The 20,264-nt window shown below is 56.6% G+C and carries 22 protein-coding genes; 2 read left to right on the forward strand and 20 right to left on the reverse strand.

Annotation, left to right across the window (positions count from 1 at the left end):
• Window positions 1-5: 5 nt before the first annotated feature.
• Genes thiK through hinT form a run of 4 tightly spaced genes read right to left on the reverse strand, consistent with a single transcriptional unit; the run spans window position 6 to window position 2,211 of the window.
• Window positions 6-824, reverse strand: coding sequence for a thiamine kinase (gene thiK, locus AFK66_RS11505; RefSeq protein WP_007783373.1), 819 nt, complete (start codon window positions 822-824; stop codon window positions 6-8).
• The gene (lpoB, locus tag AFK66_RS11510; protein ID WP_032968121.1) at window positions 802-1,467 is read right to left on the reverse strand and encodes a penicillin-binding protein activator LpoB; all 666 of its coding nucleotides are present in this window, start codon (window positions 1,465-1,467) and stop codon (window positions 802-804) included. The genes thiK and lpoB overlap by 23 nt, the downstream gene beginning before the upstream one ends.
• Before the next feature lie 8 nt (window positions 1,468-1,475).
• On the reverse strand, window positions 1,476-1,850 hold the full coding sequence (locus AFK66_RS11515) for a YcfL family putative periplasmic lipoprotein (RefSeq protein WP_007783369.1): 375 nt from the start codon (window positions 1,848-1,850) through the stop codon (window positions 1,476-1,478).
• Window position 1,851: 1 nt separating this feature from the next.
• Entirely contained in the window at window positions 1,852-2,211 is a 360-nt protein-coding gene (hinT, locus tag AFK66_RS11520; protein ID WP_004385184.1) for a purine nucleoside phosphoramidase, read from the reverse strand.
• A 347-nt stretch (window positions 2,212-2,558) separates the two neighbouring features.
• Between hinT and fhuE the strand changes: the two genes are divergently transcribed.
• Complete coding sequence (gene fhuE, locus AFK66_RS11525; protein WP_050500501.1) at window positions 2,559-4,760, forward strand: ferric-rhodotorulic acid/ferric-coprogen receptor FhuE; 2,202 nt, start codon at window positions 2,559-2,561, stop codon at window positions 4,758-4,760.
• A 177-nt stretch (window positions 4,761-4,937) separates the two neighbouring features.
• Here the strand turns inward: fhuE and ptsG are convergent, their stop codons facing one another.
• The 14 genes from ptsG to yceD all read right to left on the reverse strand — a co-directional run bounded on the left by ptsG (window position 4,938) and on the right by yceD (window position 17,285).
• Window positions 4,938-6,371 carry a PTS glucose transporter subunit IIBC gene (gene ptsG / locus AFK66_RS11530; protein WP_007783365.1) on the reverse strand — a complete coding sequence of 478 codons (1,434 nt, stop codon included), beginning with the start codon at window positions 6,369-6,371 and terminating at the stop codon, window positions 4,938-4,940.
• Window positions 6,372-6,669: 298 nt separating this feature from the next.
• Window positions 6,670-7,464 carry a metal-dependent hydrolase gene (locus AFK66_RS11535; protein ID WP_023898949.1) on the reverse strand — a complete coding sequence of 265 codons (795 nt, stop codon included), beginning with the start codon at window positions 7,462-7,464 and terminating at the stop codon, window positions 6,670-6,672.
• A gap of 10 nt (window positions 7,465-7,474) precedes the next feature.
• Entirely contained in the window at window positions 7,475-8,482 is a 1,008-nt protein-coding gene (gene holB, locus AFK66_RS11540; RefSeq protein ID WP_007783361.1) for a DNA polymerase III subunit delta', read from the reverse strand.
• Window positions 8,482-9,120 (reverse strand): dTMP kinase, encoded by a 639-nt coding sequence (gene tmk, locus AFK66_RS11545; RefSeq protein ID WP_032983332.1) that lies wholly within the window; start codon window positions 9,118-9,120, stop codon window positions 8,482-8,484. Before tmk ends, holB begins: the two co-directional genes overlap by 1 nt.
• A complete protein-coding gene (gene yceG, locus AFK66_RS11550) occupies window positions 9,110-10,132 on the reverse strand; it encodes a cell division protein YceG (RefSeq protein ID WP_023898951.1) in 1,023 nt (340 codons plus the stop codon). Before yceG ends, tmk begins: the two co-directional genes overlap by 11 nt.
• A gap of 10 nt (window positions 10,133-10,142) precedes the next feature.
• Window positions 10,143-10,943, reverse strand: coding sequence for an aminodeoxychorismate lyase (pabC, locus tag AFK66_RS11555; RefSeq protein WP_007783354.1), 801 nt, complete (start codon window positions 10,941-10,943; stop codon window positions 10,143-10,145).
• 109 nt (window positions 10,944-11,052) lie between these two features.
• Window positions 11,053-12,294 carry a beta-ketoacyl-ACP synthase II gene (gene fabF / locus AFK66_RS11560; RefSeq protein ID WP_032970089.1) on the reverse strand — a complete coding sequence of 414 codons (1,242 nt, stop codon included), beginning with the start codon at window positions 12,292-12,294 and terminating at the stop codon, window positions 11,053-11,055.
• 91 nt (window positions 12,295-12,385) lie between these two features.
• Entirely contained in the window at window positions 12,386-12,622 is a 237-nt protein-coding gene (gene acpP / locus AFK66_RS11565; protein WP_000103754.1) for an acyl carrier protein, read from the reverse strand.
• Between the two features lie 154 nt (window positions 12,623-12,776).
• Window positions 12,777-13,511, reverse strand: coding sequence for a 3-oxoacyl-ACP reductase FabG (gene fabG / locus AFK66_RS11570; RefSeq protein WP_007783349.1), 735 nt, complete (start codon window positions 13,509-13,511; stop codon window positions 12,777-12,779).
• 13 nt (window positions 13,512-13,524) lie between these two features.
• Entirely contained in the window at window positions 13,525-14,454 is a 930-nt protein-coding gene (gene fabD, locus AFK66_RS11575) for an ACP S-malonyltransferase (RefSeq protein WP_007782931.1), read from the reverse strand.
• A 17-nt stretch (window positions 14,455-14,471) separates the two neighbouring features.
• Window positions 14,472-15,425 carry a beta-ketoacyl-ACP synthase III gene (locus tag AFK66_RS11580; RefSeq protein WP_007782927.1) on the reverse strand — a complete coding sequence of 318 codons (954 nt, stop codon included), beginning with the start codon at window positions 15,423-15,425 and terminating at the stop codon, window positions 14,472-14,474.
• Window positions 15,426-15,431: 6 nt separating this feature from the next.
• Entirely contained in the window at window positions 15,432-16,466 is a 1,035-nt protein-coding gene (plsX, locus tag AFK66_RS11585) for a phosphate acyltransferase PlsX (RefSeq protein WP_071602526.1), read from the reverse strand.
• 72 nt (window positions 16,467-16,538) lie between these two features.
• Window positions 16,539-16,712 (reverse strand): 50S ribosomal protein L32, encoded by a 174-nt coding sequence (gene rpmF / locus AFK66_RS11590; protein ID WP_004385196.1) that lies wholly within the window; start codon window positions 16,710-16,712, stop codon window positions 16,539-16,541.
• 51 nt (window positions 16,713-16,763) lie between these two features.
• A complete protein-coding gene (gene yceD, locus AFK66_RS11595) occupies window positions 16,764-17,285 on the reverse strand; it encodes a 23S rRNA accumulation protein YceD (protein ID WP_007782922.1) in 522 nt (173 codons plus the stop codon).
• 140 nt (window positions 17,286-17,425) lie between these two features.
• Here yceD and AFK66_RS11600 point away from each other — a divergent pair, with 140 nt between their 5' ends.
• Window positions 17,426-18,013, forward strand: a complete 588-nt coding sequence (locus AFK66_RS11600) for a Maf family protein (RefSeq protein WP_007782920.1) — start codon at window positions 17,426-17,428, stop codon at window positions 18,011-18,013.
• Between the two features lie 56 nt (window positions 18,014-18,069).
• Here the strand turns inward: AFK66_RS11600 and AFK66_RS11605 are convergent, their stop codons facing one another.
• Both AFK66_RS11605 and rluC read right to left on the reverse strand, forming a co-directional pair.
• Entirely contained in the window at window positions 18,070-18,786 is a 717-nt protein-coding gene (locus tag AFK66_RS11605) for a DUF3053 family protein (protein WP_007782917.1), read from the reverse strand.
• 124 nt (window positions 18,787-18,910) lie between these two features.
• A complete protein-coding gene (gene rluC / locus AFK66_RS11610; protein WP_007782914.1) occupies window positions 18,911-19,864 on the reverse strand; it encodes a 23S rRNA pseudouridine(955/2504/2580) synthase RluC in 954 nt (317 codons plus the stop codon).
• Window positions 19,865-20,264: the final 400 nt, after the last annotated feature.

Below are 20,264 nucleotides of genomic sequence, written 5' to 3' on the forward strand. Positions count from 1 at the left end.
TCGTGTTAACGCGTTTGCAGCTGGCGCCAGGCCTCGTCTGCAAGTGTGATAAATGTGCGGTCGCCGGTTTCCTGAAAGCGGCGCTCATACCAGCCCGCCATCAGCAACCCGCTCCACGGACGCCAGCGCGCGACCTGACGGCGCAGTTGCGTCTCGTCGATAGCCGCCCGGTGCGCATAATCGGTAATGAGCGCTTGGCGCGTTTCGTCATCAAGCCAGACGCAGGCAAGCTCCAGCGCCACGTCGCCATCCCCGGCGTATTCCCAGTCGATGAGCATCAGTTTGTCCTGCTGCCAGACCAGATTCCCGGGATGGACATCCATATGCAGCGGCGCGAGGCGCAGCTGACGCGGCTCGCCCGCGCGGCGTAAACGGTGCAACAGTCGCAGCCAGAAGCGCGTACGGCGTGAAGGCGCGCTTTGCTGCCAGTCACGCAGCAGCAGCGGCAGCAGTTCGATCCGCCAGCCAAAACGCGGCTGCTGGTGCAGATGATACAGCAGCGCGCCGAGTTGCGGCACCGGCGGCAGCGCGTCCTGGATCTCACCCGGTAAAAACGTGACCGCCAGCCAGCCGTTGACGCAACAGCGCGGGCGCGGGGCGAGCGTCACAGGCAGCCGTTTCAGCGCGCGATACTGGCGCGGGCTGCGGGCGCGGCTTTTGCGCACGTCGCGGCGCGCCACCAGCGTTTCATCATCAACGACCACCTGCCAGGCGCCGTCGCTGAGGCCGGGCAGCGCACAAACGACACCGGCGGCCGAAGCCGCCGGAAAACTTTGCGCTAAGAACCCTTCCGGGCTCAGATTACTGGGTTTGCTGAACGGCACCTTTACCTGACCAGATAATTTCGCCGGTCTGTACCAGCATCAGCTGCATTTGCAGCGTAGGCGCATTCACATTGCCGCTGGCGTTGGCGTAAAGCACGTACTGCGCGCCCACGTTGCGGGCGATGCCGATGGCTTTACTGCGCGAGCCGAGGCTATCCTGCGGCGAAAGGCCCAGTTGCTGTTTCGCCATTGAAAGCTGCTGCGCAGAAACGAGCGTGAATTTGGCATTATTCGCCAGCGCGCCGCGCAGGGCTTCGGTAGCCGGGCCGGTTTGCAGCGAACCATTGGTGCGGTTGTTCACGCTATCGACCAGCAGCACGCTGCCTGCGTTCACCCCGTCAGCCTGCAACATTTTGCCGACCATCGGCGCCATTGCGCTGTTCCAGTCATAGGTACGCGCTTTTGGCTCAGGCGTCGCGTTTTCAGGCTGATGTTCAATCGGGCCAGGCTGCGCCGGAATCGACGGGACGGACGGCACGGTTGGTACCGGCTGCGTCGGCTCTGGTACAGGCTGCGTCGGTTGCTGCGTGCCTGGCTGCGCTTCTTCAACCGGTGCCGGTTTTTGCTCGCCGGGCAAAATACAGCCCGACAGCGCCAGGGCGACGGTCGCCAGCAGCGCATAGCGATACATTCTGTTCAACATTTCCCCCTTCAGAGATAGAGATAAAGACGGGCTTTCCGTGCCGCCAGATAGTCAGTCTGACTGGTCACCGTTACGCGTCCCTGGGCCGGGATAACGACCGTCTGCGGGACTTCCAGCGGCTGGCCTTCCAGCCCGCGGGCGTCATACCAGTAAAAGCGGTAGTGCACGGTAACGGGCGCGTCTTTGTTATTGTAAATGGTCGCGGCGGCGACAGGCTTGCCGTTTTGCAAAGAAAAGTCTGGTTTTTCAGCGGTGATGCCCGCCGCCAGCACGCTGGATTCCATCACTACCGCCTGATCGTCGCTAACGGGAATGGTTGGCGCGGAGCGGCAACCCGCCATCAGCAACGCGGCCAACAGCCAGCCTGTGCGTACGCGGGCCATCTCAGAGGCCTTTATGCGCAAGCATCGGCCCCAGCGCGCGGCCACCGACCAGATGCATATGGATGTGGTAAACCTCCTGCCCGCCGTGACGATTGCAGTTCATGATGAGGCGATAGCCATCTTCCGCGATGCCTTCCTGCTGTGCGATTTTCGCCGCGACGGTAAAAAGACGCCCCAGCGCCTGCTCGTGTTCCGCCGTGACGTCATTGACCGTTGGCACCAGCACGTTCGGAACAATCAAAATGTGGGTCGGGGCCTGGGGAGAAATATCGCGAAACGCAGTGACAAGCTCATCCTGATAAACAATATCGGCAGGGATTTCACGACGAATAATTTTGCTGAAAATGGTTTCTTCGGCCATGGTTTTTTTCCTTCTTGGATAAACGTTAAGAGTATGAGCGAGATAATCGCTTCCTTTCAACCTTTGCCCCGGTTTTTCTTTATAAAGCGGATATTTATAGCGCACTGCCCGCGTCTCCTGATACCGCTGCGCCTGATAGTTATCCCGCTCTGCTTACGCATGAGTTTGTAACGCGTCTTACATTTGTTTACACCGCAAAGACAAATGATTATATTTCTCATTCTTATTGACAGTGGAACGTTGTTTTAGTCCCGCGCACTCTTTTCATCAGGCCAGGAAGCCGCCGGAAAGCGTCGTATGACAACAGCCTGATGCGCAGCATCATTTTCTTTTTTTAAGGGCAACACATGGCTAAGCATGCACTCCGTCAGGGCGTCGTTCCGACGTCTTCCCTTCCCTCTTTGCTCGCGCTCAGTATCGCCAGCGCGCTGGCAGCGCCCGCGGCTTACGCAGCGCCAGCCGCCAGCGATACGATTGTGGTCGATGCCGCCGCTGACAGCGGCACGCCTGACGAGTCACAGGATTACAGCGTCAAAACCACCACATCCGGTACGAAAATGCTCCTGGTGCCGCGCGACATTCCGCAGTCGGTCAGCGTCATTAGTCAGCAGCGCATGCAGGATCAGCAACTGAACACCATTGAAGATGTGCTGGAAAACACCACGGGCGTGACCGCCTCGCGCATCGACACCAGCCGTACCAATTTCTTCGCGCGCGGTTTTTACATCAGCAATTTCGCCTACGAAGATATGCCGACGTTTCTTGATAACCGCTGGAACTTTGGCGACACCGCGGGCGACACGGCGATTTACGACAAAATCGAAATCGTGCGCGGCGCGGCCGGGCTGATGAGCGGCACCGGCAACCCGTCGGCGTATGTGAATATGGTGCGTAAACACGCTGACAGTCAAACATTCAAAGGCAACGTCTCTGCCACTTATGGCAGCTGGGACAAACAACGCTACGTGATGGATGTGCAGTCGCCCCTAGTAGAGTCCGGTAAAGTTCGCGGGCGCGTGGTCGCCGGTTATCAGGATAACGACAGCTTCGTTGAGCGTAACCATTACCGCAAAAAATTCATTTATGGCGTCGTGGATGCCGACATCACTGAATCGACACTGCTGTCACTCGGCTATGACTATCAGAAAAGCGAAGAGGACAGCCCGACCTGGGGCGGCTTCCCTTCCCTTTACAGCGACGGCAGCCGGACGCATTTCCGCCGTGGTTTTAACACCGCCGCCGACTGGGCGTATTCAGACCTCGACTCCACCAAAATTTTTGCCAACCTGACGCAGCGCTTCGATAACGGCTGGGAGGCGAAAGTGAACGCGATGCATGCCGAAACCAATTTCGATAACCGCCTGATGTATATCGACGGCTTCCCGGATAAAACCACTGGCCGTTACAACGCCGCGCTCTGGCAGGGTGCGTGGGGCGGCTGGAACGTGGGCGAGCGTAAGCAGGATTCGGTCGACGCCTTCGTGCGCGGCGGGTACGAGCTGGCGGGCCGTCAGCATGAAATGATGTTTGGCGGCAGCTACAGCCGCCAGCGCAACAACTACGATAACGCCTATCCGGTGAATGATAATTCCGGCCTGATGGATGTCGGGAATATTCACGACTATAACGGCAGCACGCTGGCGAACCCGACGTGGTCCAGCTTTGCGCTCTACCAGCGCGACGTAATTCGTCAGAAATCCATTTACGCCGCCACGCGCCTGTCACTTGCCGATCCGCTACATCTGATCCTGGGCGCGCGATACACCGAATGGAATGCGAAATACAATCTGGAACGTAAGCCGGATGAAATCCGCCGCAGCAAAGCGGATGATGTGACGCCTTACGCAGGCCTGATTTACGATATCGACGATACCTGGTCGGCGTATGCCAGCTATACCTCTATCTTCCAGCCGAGCGGCCAACGCGATGTAAACAGCGAGTTCCTCGACCCGACCACCGGTAAGGCCTATGAAGCCGGGCTCAAAGCCGACTGGTTTAACACCCGCCTGACGGCCTCTCTCGCGGTGTTCCGCATTGAGCAGGACAATGTAGCGGTGAACACCGGTGTGATCATCCCTGGCTCCGGCGGACAGACGGCCTATAAATCCGTTGATGGCACCGTCAGTAAAGGTGTTGAACTTGAGCTGAACGGCGCGCTGACCGATAACTGGCAACTGACCTTCGGCGCCAGCCGCTATGTGGCCGAAGCGGGCGATGGTGTGGCCGTTAACCCGGATCAGCCGCGCACCACGATGAAACTGTTCACGCGTTACCAGTTGCCGACGCTGCCTGCGTTGACCGTGGGCGGCGGCGCGCGCTGGCAGACCAAAACCTGGCAGGACATTGTTGGGCCAAATGGCGACACGCGTATTTCCCAGAACGGCTATACCGTGGTGGATCTGTTCACGCGTTATCAGGCAACCAAAAACCTGGCGGTTCAGGCCAACCTGAACAACGTGTTTGATAAAGAGTATTACGATTATCTGGGCACGTATGGCGTCTACGGCGCACCTCGTAACTTCTCCGTTACGGCGAGCTACAGCTTCTGACATTTATCTCTACGAACAAAAGGGAGCCTGATGGCTCCCTTTTTTATCTGCGGAATAATGTCTGCCGCGATCGAGGTTTATCGACGCTATCCCTGTGCGCTCTCATCTTTACCCTTATGACAGACGTAAAAAAGGGAGGCTTGCACCTCCCTCTTTTTATCTCCCCGTCAGCCAGGATTAGCTGTTACGGATGTACTCATCCATTTCGGTTTTCAGGTTATCGGACTTGGTACCGAAAATCGCCTGAACACCGGAACCTGCCACAACCACACCCGCAGCGCCCAGTTTCTTCAGGCCAGCCTGATCCACTTTAGCTACGTCGGCCACGCTTACGCGCAGACGAGTGATACAGGCGTCGAGGTTAGTGATGTTCTCTTTACCACCAAACGCGGCCACCAGAGCCGGTGCCATTTCGCTGGTGCCAGCGGCTTTGGTGTCTTCGGTAGCGTCTTCACGACCCGGCGTTTTCAGATCCAGCGCTTTGATCAGCACACGGAAGATGGTGTAGTAAACCACCGCGTAGCCCGCGCCCACAATCGGGAACAGCCACAGTTTGCTGCTGTTACCGGACAGAACGATGAAGTCGATCAGGCCGTGGGAGAAGGACGTACCGTCACGCATACCCAGAAGGATACAGATCGGGAAAGCCAGACCTGCCAGAATCGCGTGGATAACGTACAGGATCGGCGCCACGAACATGAAGGAGAACTCGATCGGCTCGGTAATACCGGTCAGGAACGAGGTCAGCGCCGCGGAGATCATGATACCGCCCACTTTGGCGCGGTTTTCCGGTTTAGCCGAATGCCAGATAGCGATGGCAGCAGCCGGCAGACCGTACATTTTAAACAGGAAGCCGCCAGAGAGTTTGCCCGCGGTCGGGTCGCCCGCCATGTAGCGCGGGATATCGCCGTGGAACACCTGACCTGCCGCGTTGGTGAATTCGCCAATCTGCATCTGGAAAGGTACGTTCCAGATATGGTGCAGACCAAACGGCACCAGGCAGCGCTCGATGAAGCCGTAGATACCAAACGCCACAACCGGGTTCTGGTACGCCGCCCACTGAGAGAACGTCTGGATAGCGGAACCAATCGGCGGCCAAATGAAGGACAGGATAACGCCTGTGAAGATCGCCGCCAGACCAGAGATGATCGGCACGAAGCGCTTACCGGCGAAGAAGCCCAGATACTCAGGAAGCTTAATGCGGTAGAAACGGTTGAACATATAGGCTGCAATCGCACCCGAGATGATCCCGCCAAGCACACCGGTATCAGCCAGGTGTTTCGCCGCGATTTCTTCTGGTGGGAGATGCAGAACCAGCGGAGCCACGACCGCCATGGTTTTCACCATGATGCCGTAAGCCACCACAGCGGCCAGCGCAGAAACGCCGTCGTTATTGGTGAAGCCCAGCGCAACACCGATAGCGAAGATGAGCGGCATGTTGGCGAAAACCGAACCGCCCGCTTCCGCCATGACGTGGGAAACCACGGCTGGCAGCCAGCTGAAGTTTGCAGAACCGACGCCCAGCAGGATACCTGCGATAGGCAGTACGGAAACCGGCAGCATCAGCGATTTACCCACCTTCTGCAGGTTAGCAAATGCATTCTTAAACATAATTGAGAGTGCTCCTGAGTATTTGTGCTTTTTTTACGCGTTTCACGCATCAGCCCGGGGGAGAAACGGGCCATAAACAGGGCATCTGAGCGCCCTTTATTTATTACGCAGAGTAAAATAAATCACGCGATCTTTGTTTGACCGCTATCACGTTTCAAACAAGCCCTGGGGGAAAACTTGCGATTCTTTACATTAAGTGTTTCAGGATGTTTATAAATCGCCGTTCACCGCCCGAATTTCGGCGGTGAACTTTACTCGCTTTGTCCATTAATTACGAGCTTTAAAATAACTCAGATTTTCAGGCAGATTGCAGCGTGGCGAGGTCGATATGAAACAGCGTGGAGAAGTTGCGGGTGGTGGTTTCAGCAAGCGTTTCCAGGCTCACGCCCTTAAGCACCGCCATATATTCCGCCACATCGCGCACCATCGCTGGCTGATTCTCTTTACCGCGATGCGGAACCGGCGCCAGGTACGGCGAGTCAGTTTCCACCAGTATCCGGTCGAGCGGAACATAGCGCGCGGCCTCGCGGATCTGCTCCGCGTTACGGAAGGTTAAAATGCCGGAAAACGAGATGTAAAAACCCAGATCCAGTAGTTTACCTGCCGTCTCTTTGTCTTCCGTAAAACAGTGTAGTACGCCTGAACAGTCCGTCACTTTTTCTTCGCGCAGAATAGCGAGCGTATCTTCACGGGCATCGCGCGTATGAACGATAACGGGCTTGTTCAGCTCGCGGCCGATGCGGATATGGTGGCGGAAGGATTCCTGCTGGCGGGCTTTAGTTTCCGGCGTGTAGTAGTAATCGAGGCCCGTTTCGCCCATCGCCACCACGCGCGGATCGGCGGCCAGACGACGCAGCTCTTCTACATCGTACGCTTCGTCCTGATTCAGTGGATGCACGCCGCAGGAGTAAGCCACATTGTCACGCTCGCCGATAAGCTCGCGCATGGCGGTGTAGCCCGGCAATGTCGTGGCGACCGCCAGAAAATATTTCACGTCGCGTGCGGCGGCTTTCGCCAGCACATCATCCACATCTTTATGCAGAGACTGATAATCCAGGCCATCGAGATGGCAGTGTGAGTCGACTAAAAACATAACGTCTCTCTCAGAGGTGATAAGAAGGAAGCACCGCGTCAGGGCGCATGTAGCGCTCCCAGGTGAGTAACAGTTCGGTCAGCAGCAATTCGCGATTGACGGCCGCAACGTTAAGCAGCCTGTCGCGGCAGCGGAACAGGGAATCGAGCATCGTCTGAATGACGGCAGGTGAAAACCGCTGCGCGAGTTGCGCCACCAGCACCGGGTAATCGGTGTTGACCAGCGCGCTTTGCGCCCCGTGACGCCACTTCAGCGCATCCATCAGGAACGCGGCCAGCCAGTGCAGCCGAAATGGCGCCTGTTCATGGTTCAGCGCCGGCAACAGGGAGAGCCAGTCGCCGCTCGTCAGCGCCGCTGTCATTTTATCGCCAAGCGCCACGCGCTGTTGCCACTGCTCTGGCTGGAGCAACTCAAGCGCGGCAGCGGGCGCGCCGCCGGTGAGACGCAGCGCGGCGTTGATACGCGACGGCTCCGCCTGCGTCTCGCGCGCAAGCCAGGCTTCGGCGTAGCGCGTGTCGGGCGGCGCGAGATGCCAGCTAAAGCAGCGGCTGCGAAGCGTCGCGGGCAACTGCTCCGGCTCGCGGCAGCCCAGCAAAAACCAGGTGTTTTCCGGCGGCTCTTCCAGCGTTTTTAACAGCGCGTTGGCGGCGGCTTCGGTCAGCTGCGCCGCCTCTTTGATCCACACCACTTTGGCACCGCCGAGCCGCGCGCGATCGTAGAGCTTTTCATTAATTTCGCGGATAGCGTCGATGCCGAGCGTCGATTTGCCCTTCTCCGGCTCCGCCAGATAATAATCCGGGTGTGTGCCCGCCTGCATCAACTGGCAGGCGCGGCATTCACCGCAGCTTTTCTGACCCTGTGGCTGCTGGCACATTCGCCAGCGGCTCAGCGCGTAAATCAGCGCGTCGTCGCCCATGCCGGGCAGCGCGTGGATCAATACCGCATGGTGTCCCCTGCCAGCCTGCCAGTTGCCGACCAGATGTTCAAACGAGGGGCGCAGCCACGGATACCATTTCATTATTGCTGCTCCTGCACCCAGCGCGTCACCGTCGCACGAATATCGTGACTGACAGCCTCCAGCGGCTGACAGGCGTCAATCGTGATGATACGCGGATCGGCGGCGGCGAGCTCAAGATAGCGGGCGCGGGTGCGATTAAAGAAGTCGAGCGACTCCTGCTCGATGCGATCGAGTTCACCGCGTGCGCGCGCGCGTTCAAGCCCGATGCGCGGGTCGACATCCAGATAGAGCGTCAGGTCCGGTGCGAAATCGCCGAGCACAGCATGACGCAGCGTAGCCAGCAACTCGCGATTGATACCGCGCCCGCCGCCCTGATAGGCCTGCGTTGAGAGGTCATGACGATCGCCGATCACCCATTCGCCACGCGCGAGTGCTGGCTTAATGACTGTTTCCACCAGCTGTACGCGCGCCGCGTAAAACAGCAGCACTTCCGCGTTATCGGTGATCACTTCATCACCGACCGATTTGATATCCAGCACCAGGCTGCGCAGTTTTTCCGCCAGCACCGTGCCGCCCGGCTCGCGGGTAAACGTCATGTCGGTGACGCCAAGCGATTTCAGCGTCTCCACCACCAGATTGCGCGCCGTGGTTTTTCCGGCGCCTTCCAGCCCTTCGATAACAATATATTTACTGCTCATTTTTATCCTTAAGCGCCTTGAGATAATCCTGCACCGCACGATTATGGCTGGCGAGATTCGTGGTAAACGTGTGGCCGCCCTTGCCGTCTGCCACGAAATAGAGATACGGCGTTTTCGCCGGATGCGCCGCCGCTTTCAGGGACGCCTCGCCCGGTATGGCGATAGGGCCTGGCGGCAGGCCGCTGATGACATAGGTGTTATACGGCGTTGGCGTTTCCAGATCCTTTCGCGACAGTTTGCCGTTGTAGTCCTTACCCATGCCGTAAATGACCGTCGGGTCGGTTTGCAGCCGCATGCCGATACGCAGACGGTTGATAAAGACGGAGGCCACCCGGTCGCGTTCCGCCGCCACCGCCGTTTCTTTCTCAATAATCGACGCCATCGTCACCAGCTGATTTGGATCCTGATACGGCAGTCCGTCCATACGTCCTTTCCAGACGCTATCGACCGCTTTTACCATTTTGTCATGCGCGCGTTTAAGGATCGTGACGTCAGAGGTATTCGCCGTATAGAGCCAGGTATCCGGCCAGAACCAGCCCTCCACCCACTCCGGGTGTTCAAATTTGAGCGCCTGCGCAACCGTCGCATAGTCGTCATCTTTAAGCGTATGCTTGATATACGGCGCGTCGCGTAGCTGCTTCAGCCAGTCGCTGAGCTTCATGCCTTCAACAAAACGGATCGGAAACTGCGCCTCTTTACCGCTTGCCAGAAGACGCAGGGCGTCACGAACGGTCATTTTTGGCGTGAATCGATAGGTGCCCGCTTTAAAGTGAGAAAGCTCCGGCTCCAGGCGCAACAACCACTGAAACACGCGCGGGCGCGTGATGAGCTTTTCGTCATAAAGCTGCTGACCAAGCGCCAGACGCCCGGTGCCGGGCTTCAGGGTGAAAATCGTTTCTTTGGCAATCGGCAGAGGGCTGTGCGCCAGCTGGCGCACTTTCCAGTAACCGACGCCTGCCGCGATGGCAAGCACAAGAACCAGCAGTAGCGCGACGCGCAACATTTTCTTCATGGGAACCCGGTTATTCACAGTGGGAAATGAGGTAGTTATACAGTTCGCGTGAGGCGTAAGCGTGACCGTCAATACTGCGCACCGGCACCAGCGGCATCAGTGCGTTGCAAATAAAGACTTCATCCGCCTCTTCAAGCGCGCTGGCGGGCGCGTTAATTTCAGACAATCGCCAGGCTGACTGATTCAGCAAACCAATAATATGGCGCCGCATAAGGCCATCAACGCCAGCCTGATCGAGTCGGGGGGTAAACACCGATTTTCCTTTCCGCCAGAACAAATTAGCCGCACAGCATTCCGTAACCCACCCTTCGCTGTCAAGCACCAGCGCCTCATCGGCGGGCGTCTGCTCAAGATGCGTGCGGATCAACACCTGTTCAAGCCGGTTCAGATGTTTAATACCCGCGAGATACGGATTGCGCCCAAGCCGCACGGGGCTTGTTGCGAGGCTAACGCCGCGCTCGCGCCATTCGCTATAAAAGTCAGGGTAAGCGCCGCGCGACACAATGCGCGTAGGCGCGTCGCATCCGGCAATACTGTAGCCGCGCTTGCCTGCGCCGCGGGAAATAATAACTTTCACAACTGCGCTCGCCTGCCCCTGCGCCGCCTGGCGCATTTCGTCACGCAGCGTGTTGATATCCGGCATCGGGATCATTAGCCGTTCACAACCTTCCCGCAGGCGCGCCAGATGCGCTTCCAGTAAATGAACGACGCCATCACGTACGCGGGCGGTCGTAAAGCAGCCATCACCGAACTGCACGGCGCGATCGGTCGCTGGCAGGCAATCCTGTTCGATACCATTAATTAACAGCATAGAGGCTCCTTAACGGGTAGCGCATTAGTCTCGCAGGATGACCGACAGGGAGCAAGAGGAAGGGGGAAATGTACAAAGGCCCGCGCGGGGCGGGCCTTTGTGACGGCTGTCAGACCTTTTTGAAGATCAGAGAGCCGTTGGTGCCACCGAAGCCGAAGGAGTTACACAGGGTGTACTCCATACCGCTTACCTGGCGCGCTTCATGCGGAACGAAGTCCAGATCACAGCCTTCGTCCGGATTGTCCAGGTTGATGGTCGGCGGAACAGCCTGATCGCGCAGCGCGAGAATGGAGTAGATAGACTCTACCGCGCCCGCCGCGCCAAGCAGATGGCCGGTCATCGATTTGGTGGAGCTCACCAGTACGCGTTTTGCCGCGTCGCCGAAGACCGATTTTACCGCCTGCGCTTCGGCAACGTCGCCTGCAGGCGTAGAAGTGCCGTGCGCGTTGACGTAACCGATCTGGCCTGCGTCGATACCGGCGTCACGCAGCGCGTTGACCATCGCCAGCGCCGCGCCTGCGCCGTTTTCCGGCGGAGAGGTCATGTGGTAGGCATCGCTGCTCATACCAAAACCGACCAGCTCGGCGTAAATCTTCGCACCGCGTTTTTTCGCGTGCTCATACTCTTCGAGTACGATGATGCCCGCGCCGTCGCCCAGCACAAAACCATCGCGGTCTTTATCCCACGGACGGCTTGCCGCCTGCGGATTATCGTTACGGGTCGAGAGCGCACGCGCCGCGCCGAAACCGCCAACGCCAAGCGGCGTACTGGCTTTCTCAGCACCGCCTGCGAGCATAACGTCAGCATCGCCATAGGCGATGATACGCGCCGCATGGCCGATGTTATGCACGCCTGAGGTGCAAGCGGTGGCGATGGAAATGCTGGGACCGCGCAGACCGTACATGATGGTCAGGTGACCGGCCACCATGTTGACAATCGTTGATGGCACGAAGAAAGGACTGATTTTCCGCGGGCCGCCGTTGACCAGCGAGCTGTGGTTTTCTTCGATAAGGCCAAGGCCGCCGATGCCGGAACCGATAGCCGCGCCGATACGGGGCGCGTTCTCTTCCGTCACTTCAAGGCCGGAATCCTGCATGGCCTGTACGCCGGCGACAATTCCATATTGAATGAAGGCGTCCATCTTGCGCTGTTCTTTGCGCGAGATGATCTCTTCACAGTTAAAATCCTTTACTAAGCCAGCAAATTTCGTTGCATAGGCGCTAGTATCGAAATGGTCGATCAGGCTGATGCCACTCTGACCGGCAAGGAGAGCTTTCCAGGTGGACTCTACGGTATTGCCGACAGGAGACAACATGCCAAGTCCGGTCACAACTACACGACGCTTAGACACGTTTGTCCTCCAGGGAGGGATAAAAAAAGAGATTCGTGGGATTAAAAAAGATAAAACTCAGGCGGTCGAGCGACCGCCTGGAGATGTTCACTTACGCCTGGTGACCGTTGATGTAATCAATGGCAGCCTGAACGGTGGTGATTTTCTCAGCTTCTTCGTCCGGAATCTCAGTATCAAACTCTTCTTCCAGAGCCATTACCAGCTCAACGGTGTCAAGAGAATCAGCGCCCAGGTCTTCAACGAAGGAAGCATTGTTGGTAACTTCTTCCTGCTTAACGCCCAGCTGTTCGCCGATAATTTTCTTAACGCGTTCTTCGATAGTGCTCATACTCTTAAATTTCCTATCAAAACTCGCTTTCGCGATGGTTTTCGTAGTGTATAAAATGTTGAAAAAGTTGCAACTAAATCCCGGCAGGTCTTACCACGATTTTACGCTATTTTGCGGGCAATTGCCCTGATAACGCAAATAATTTTATTCGTGGTTAAACCATGTACATTCCGCCGTTGACGTGCAGGGTCTCACCAGTGATGTACCCGGCCTCGTCAGAGGCTAAAAATGCAACCGCACTGGCGATTTCTTTTGCGTCGCCTAAACGACCCGCAGGAACTTCCGCCAGAATACCCGCACGCTGATCGTCAGACAGCGCACGCGTCATGTCCGTTTCAATAAAGCCCGGAGCAACAACGTTTACCGTAATACCGCGGGACGCCACTTCGCGCGCCAGCGATTTACTGAAACCGATAAGACCCGCTTTCGCCGCAGCGTAGTTGGCCTGACCGGCATTTCCCATGGTACCGACCACAGAACCGATAGTGATAATGCGACCGTGACGTTTCTTCATCATAGCTCGCATTACCGCTTTTGACAGACGGAAAACCGATGACAGGTTGGTTTCGATGATATCGTTCCACTCGTCATCTTTCATTCGCATCAGCAGGTTGTCGCGAGTGATTCCGGCATTATTGACCAGAATGTCCACTTCGCCAAATTCTGCGCGAATATTTTCCAGAACCGATTCGATGGATGCCGCATCGGTCACATTCAGCATCAGGCCTTTGCCATACGCGCCCAGATAGTCGCTAATCGCTTGCGCGCCGCTTTCGCTGGTCGCGGTGCCGATAACCTTAGCGCCACGTGCAGCCAGGGTTTCGGCGATAGCGCGGCCGATACCGCGGCTCGCACCGGTGACCAGCGCGATTTTTCCTTCAAAGCTCATGGTTTTCCTCGTTTTATTGCGCAAGTGCCGCTGACAGGCTTGCGGGCTCATTAATCGCCGCCGCCGTCAGGGTGTCAACAATACGTTTTGTCAGGCCGGTCAGCACTTTGCCCGGACCGACTTCATACAGCTGCGTGACGCCCTGCGCCGCGATAAATTCAACGCTCTTCGTCCACTGCACCGGGCTGTAAAGCTGGCGCACCAGCGCGTCGCGGATAGCTTCCGGCGACGTTTCGCATTTCACGTCAACGTTGTTTACTACCGGAATCTGGGGGGCGTTAAACGTAATTTTTTCAAGCTCAGCAGCCAGTTTCTCAGCGGCAGGCTTCATCAGCGCGCAGTGCGACGGCACGCTCACCGGCAGCGGCAGCGCACGTTTGGCGCCCGCAGCTTTACAGGCAGCGCCCGCACGCTCAACGGCTTCTTTGTGACCGGCGATAACCACCTGGCCTGGCGAGTTGAAGTTAACCGGTGAAACCACCTGCCCTTCAGCCGCTTCTTCACAGGCTTTAGCAATCGCGTCGTCGTCCAGACCGATAATCGCGGCCATCGCGCCCGTGCCTTCCGGCACCGCTTCCTGCATAAATTTACCGCGCAGTTCAACCAGACGAACCGCATCAGCGAAATCAATCACGCCCGCGCACACCAGCGCGGAATATTCACCAAGGCTATGACCGGCCATCAGCGCAGGCGCTTTACCGCCCTGCTCCTGCCATACACGCCACAGCGCGACGGAGGCGGTCAGCAGCGCAGGCTGCGTCTGCCAGGTTTTGTTCAGCTCTTCCGCCGGGCCTTGCTGCACCAGCGCCCAGAGATCATAGCCCAGCGCCGCGGAGGCCTCGCGGAACGTCGCTTCAATAACGGGAAAATTTGCCGCCATTTCAGACAGCATTCCCACGGCCTGAGAGCCCTGGCCCGGGAATACAAAAGCAAATTGCGTCATTTTTTTATCCTTCTCGATTAAAAACGAACCAGCGCGGAACCCCAGGTGAAGCCGCCGCCGAAGGCTTCCAGCAGTACCAGCTGGCCACGCTGAATGCGTCCATCGCGTACCGCTTCATCCAGCGCGCATGGCACGGAAGCCGCAGAAGTATTGCCATGTCTGTCGAGGGTAACGACGACATTGTCCATCGACATACCGAGTTTTTTCGCGGTGGCGCTGATAATGCGCAGGTTCGCCTGATGCGGCACCAGCCAGTCGAGATCGGCGCGATCCAGCTTATTCGCTTCCAGCGTCTCGTCGACAATATGCGCAAGTTCCGTTACCGCGACTTTAAAGACTTCGTTCCCGGCCATGGTCAGGAAGGTCGGGCTGTCCGGGTTCACGCGATCCTGGTTTGGCAGGGTCAGCAGTTCGCCGTAGCTGCCGTCGGCATGCAGATGCGTGGAGAGAATGCCCGGCTCTTCGCTGGCACCCAGCACAACGGCACCAGCGCCATCGCCGAACAGAATGATCGTACCGCGATCTTCAGGATCGAGCGTACGCGCCAGCACGTCGGAGCCGATCACCAGCGCACTCTTCACCGCGCCGGATTTCACGTATTGATCGGCGATGCTTAACGCATAGGTAAAACCGGCACAGGCAGCAGCGACGTCAAATGCCGGGCAGCCTTTGATGCCGAGCATGCCCTGCACCTGGCAGGCGGCGCTCGGGAAAGCGTGCGTGGCGGAGGTGGTGGCGACGATAATCAGGCCAATCTGTTCTTTGTCGATACCGGCCATATCAATGGCGCGCAGTGCCGCTTCGTAGCCCATAGTGGCGACGGTTTCGCCGGGCGCCGCAATGCGACGCTCGCGGATACCGGTGCGAGTGACAATCCACTCGTCAGAGGTTTCCACCATTTTTTCCAGATCGGCGTTCGTCCGCACGTGTTCAGGCAGATAGCTGCCCGTACCAATAATCTTCGTATACATGTACGCTCAGTCACTCTTGGGTAATACAGATTCCAGGCGAGCGGCAATCCGCTGAGGGACTTGTCGCTGCACCGCCTGCACTGCCTGTTCAATCGCGACCGCAAAAGCTCGCTGATTGGCTGCACCGTGGCTCTTAATCACTGTGCCGCGCAATCCTAACAGACAGGCGCCATTATACTGGTCGGGGTTGAGGTGACTGAATCGCCTTGAGAGGCTTTTTTGTAACCAACGCTTGAGTAAAAGCCACCACCACGACCGTTTTTTTCCTTCGCCCTGCGATTTGAGCAGCGAAAGGAACATCCTGACAACACCTTCCATCGTTTTTAGCGTGACGTTACCGACAAAACCGTCGCATACCAGCACATCGGTTTTGCCGGTCAGTAATTCGTTGGCTTCGAGATAGCCGATATAGTTCAACGATGGCACCGTTTTTAACAACGCGGCCGCGTCACGGATGCTATCCAGCCCTTTCGTTTCTTCTTCGCCGATATTGAGCAGCGCGACGCGCGGATTCTTGATGCCGAGCACCTCTTCCGCCATGACCGAGCCCATAATCGCAAACTGCGCGAGCATGGTACTGTCGCAATCCACGTTGGCGCCCAAATCCAGCACCACCGTTTTCCCTTTCTGCTGATGCGGCAGAACCGTCACCAGCGCGGGGCGCTCAATCCCGTCGACGGGTTTAAGCAGCAGTTTAGCAAGCCCCATCAGCGCACCGGTGTTACCGGCGCTGATACAGGCCTGCGCGCGCCCCTCTTTCACCAGCTCGAGCGCGATACGCATAGAGCTGCCGCGACTGTTGCGCACAGCCTGTGAAGGACGGACATCACTGGCAATAACCGACTCTGCCGCAATGATCTGCAGCCGCGAACGTTGTTCAAAATCAGCTCTGGCAAGTAATGGCGTGATGGCGTCGGGGTCGCCGACTAAAAGAAGATGCAAATGTGGATCAGAATTCAGTGCCTGCAATGCTGCAGGCACTGTCACGGCAGGACCAAAGTCCCCGCCCATGACATCTAACGCCAGGGTTAGAGGTGTCAAGATATCGCCAGGTTACGGTTATCCCCGCTTAAGCGGGGAAAGCGCACTAAGCTCAACCACGCTTGCGCGTGATTACTTAGTGATAACCTTGCGACCGCGGTAGTAACCGTCGGCGGTGATGTGGTGACGCAGATGGGTTTCACCAGAAGTTTTGTCTACAGACAGGCTGGTGACAGCGGTCAGCGCGTCATGAGAACGACGCATACCGCGCTTGGAACGAGTGGGTTTATTCTGTTGTACGGCCATGGACCTTACTCCTCAATTACGGCTGATTCCTGCTCGCGCGGGAAACGCCAATTACTTACGCTTTAAACTGGCTAACACGGCAAATGGATTTGGTTTCTGTGCCTCTTCAGGCAGTTCGCCAAAGACCATGTCCGCCTCGGACACTTCACAGTGTTCAGAATCATGCACCGGAACTACAGGCAGGGCGAGGATGAGTTCATCTTCAACCGTTGCCAGCAGGTCGATTTCACCGAATTCGTTAACTTCAATCGGCTCATACGCTTCCGGGAGTGCTTCCGCCTGATCGTCGTTAGAGATCGGGCTGAAACAATACGTTGTGTGGACTTGATGACTAAACGGCTGGCCGCAACGCTGACACGCGAGCGTTACCGTAACCGTCGCATCGCCTTTCATTACGGCGAGACGCTGGTTATCGATAGCGAACGACATGGAGCATTCGACATCGCTGTCCACACTGACCACAGATTCGGCGATACGCTCTACCTGTTCAGGAGTATAGATACCCTGGTAATCGAGGCGTTTTTGAGCCGTACGAACCGGATCAAGAGTCAGGGGTAATTTTACCTTTTGCATAGGGCGCGCATATTAACTTTGTAACGTCATAGAGTCAAAGAAAAAGGCGGGTTTGAAACACCTTTTACCATTTAGTCGCACACATTGCGGCCGACAGTTTAAAATAGCGCACATCGATTCGCTATCTTTCCCTGAAAAATATGACCTCAATTATACTTGCTTCCACGTCGCCGTTTCGCCGTAGCCTGTTAGAAAAGCTCGGTTTACCCTTTGAAACCGCAGCTCCCGAGACCGACGAAACCCCATACGCGGATGAAACCGCACAACAATTAGTATTAAGGCTGGCTTTGCAAAAAGCGCAAGCGCTGCGGGAGAAATATCCCCGGCATTTGATTATTGGCAGCGATCAGGTTTGCGTGCTGAATAATACCATTACGGGTAAACCACACACCTTTGAAAATGGCGTTAAGCAGTTGCAACAGGCCAGCGGTAACGTTGTGACGTTTTATACCGGCCTTGCGCTTTATAATAGCGAGACGGGCGCGTATCAGTGCGATTGCGAGGCGTTTAACGTCCATTTCCGCACGCTAAGCGACAGCGAAATTGAAAACTATCTGCATCGTGAAACGCCGTGGCAATGCGCGGGCAGCTTTAAAAGCGAAGGGCTTGGCATCACCCTGTTTGACCGTCTTGACGGGCGCGATCCGAACACACTGGTGGGCCTGCCGCTGATTCGGCTTTGCGAAATGCTAAGAAATGAAGGTGTCGATCCCCTCGCCCACCGCTGAACGTTCAACAGCAAAAGCCCTGCATTGCAGGGCTTTTTTTTACGAAGCGGCGAGGCTTACTGCATGCCAGCGAGCTGGCGCGCAACGGTCATCAGTTCCTGCTGCTTCTCACGCATCGCGTTCAGTTTTTCGTTAAACAGATCCAGCTGTTTCTGGTCGGTAAACTGCGCCATCGAGCCGGTGTACTGGACTTTATTGCCAAGGCTGTTCAGGTAGTTACCGATGTCCAGCGCCTGACCAAGAATAGCGTCGGTCAGTGACAGCGTCTGGGTCAGCAGCGCATTCGGGCGCACCACAGTTTTCTGATAGGCCTGGTCAAACACCGCTTTCAGGTCGTCCGGCTGTTTCAGTTTGGAATAACGCTCTTCCACGCTTTTCATCGTGTCGGCACGTTTCGACTCGATATTGCCCACTTCTTTGCGGGATTTCTCGATAGTGTCGCGCTTTTCCACCATATCTTTTGCACTGGTCACGCCGCGCATCTGGCGCATCGCCTGATCGTTGCCGGAAAACGCCGTGGTCATTTCGCTGGAGTAATCGCTAAGAATGGCATAATCGTCAGCGTACTTGCCAAAGCTCTCTTTTTCCTGCGCAGTCAGCGTCGGGACGGACAGTTTTTCAGACGGCAGAATGCGAGTCTGGAGGAACTGAATAAACGCTTTGCGCTGCTCCGGCTCTTTATCGTTATCGCATCCAGCGAGCTGCCACACCATGCCTGTCAGAAACAGGGTAAAGAAAACACGTTTCCATGTCCGGGATTGTAACCAGGCCATTTTCATCTCCATGCGGTTGTAATTGTATAAAAAAACACCCGGCCGAAGCCGGGTGTTCAGTATAGTGCATTTAAAACCGCAACGCGGGGAGGCAGACCTGAGAACTACTACATTCGGGAGGCTGTCAGCCGCCCGCGCGTAACACTTTCAGACAATGCTTAAGTTCGTCGTCCAGCGGTGCCTCGATACGCATCGTCTCGCCGGTGCCTGGATGCTCAAAGCGCAGCGCCGCCGCATGCAGGAAAAGCCGGTTAAGGCCGGTTGACGCCAGCTGCGCGTCAAACGCGCGGTCGCCATAACGATCGTCAAACGCAATCGGGTGTCCTGCATACTGCGTATGGACGCGGATCTGATGCGTACGCCCTGTCACCGGGCTACAGCGTACCAGCGTCGCAATCGCGAAGCGCTCTTCCACTTTAAAACGCGTCTCAGAAGGTTTGCCCTCCTGATTTACCCGCACGATACGCTCGCCACTTTGCAGAATATTTTTCAGAAGCGGCGCCTGCACGTTTTTCACATGCGACTGCCACTGCCCGCGCACCAGCGCCAGATAATCTTTCTGCATTCCCTTATCGCGCAGTTGTTCATGCAGCGAACGCAGCGCCGAGCGCTTTTTCGCCACCAGCAGCACGCCGGAAGTATCGCGATCGAGACGATGCACCAGCTCAAGGAAGCGCGCTTCAGGGCGCAACGCGCGCAGCCCTTCGATAACACCGAAGCTCAGCCCGCTGCCGCCATGCACGGCGGTACCGGACGGTTTATTCAGCACCAGAATATGGTCATCTTCATAAAGGATAACGTCGCTTAACGCCGCCACCTTCTGTAAATGCGGGGAAACCGCTTCTTCTTCGCGTTCGGCTACGCGAACCGGCGGAATGCGCACCTCATCGCCCGCCTCAAGCTTATATTCCGGCTTGATGCGTTTTTTGTTCACGCGCACTTCACCTTTGCGCAGGATGCGATAAATCATGCTTTTCGGCACGCCTTTTAGCTGCGTGCGCAAAAAATTATCGATACGTTGCCCGGCCTGATCGGCGGAAATGGCAACGATTTTTACGGATGGAGTCTCTGTTTTCATGGTGCGCGATTCTAAATACCGGATGCCCGTAGCGCCACACATTTTTATATGCTTATATTTAGTAACTCATCGATTCACACAGCTAATGAGTTCGTTTTGTCGCCGCTTCGGCGGAACAGAGGAACAAGAAGTTAAAAAACTGTGAGTAAGTCGGTGATAAAGGGCAAAAGTCAGCTTGCTATATCAAGCTTAGCAATGGAATAATGCGACTGTTTTCCGTGTTGAGACTTGTTTAGACAAGGAATTTTGCGGAATTACCAGTTTTGCCTGACAGTCCTTCCACGCGGCAATGGCGTAAGACGTGTTGAACTTTCAGGCAGTTAGCGGGCTGCGGGTTGCAGCCTGGCCGGTAAAGGGAAGCTTCCGGAGAAACAATCCCGGTCATTCCTCTGATAATTGC

Origin of the sequence: Cronobacter malonaticus LMG 23826 (assembly GCF_001277215.2) — a bacterium.
GTDB classification, from domain to species: domain Bacteria; phylum Pseudomonadota; class Gammaproteobacteria; order Enterobacterales; family Enterobacteriaceae; genus Cronobacter; species Cronobacter malonaticus.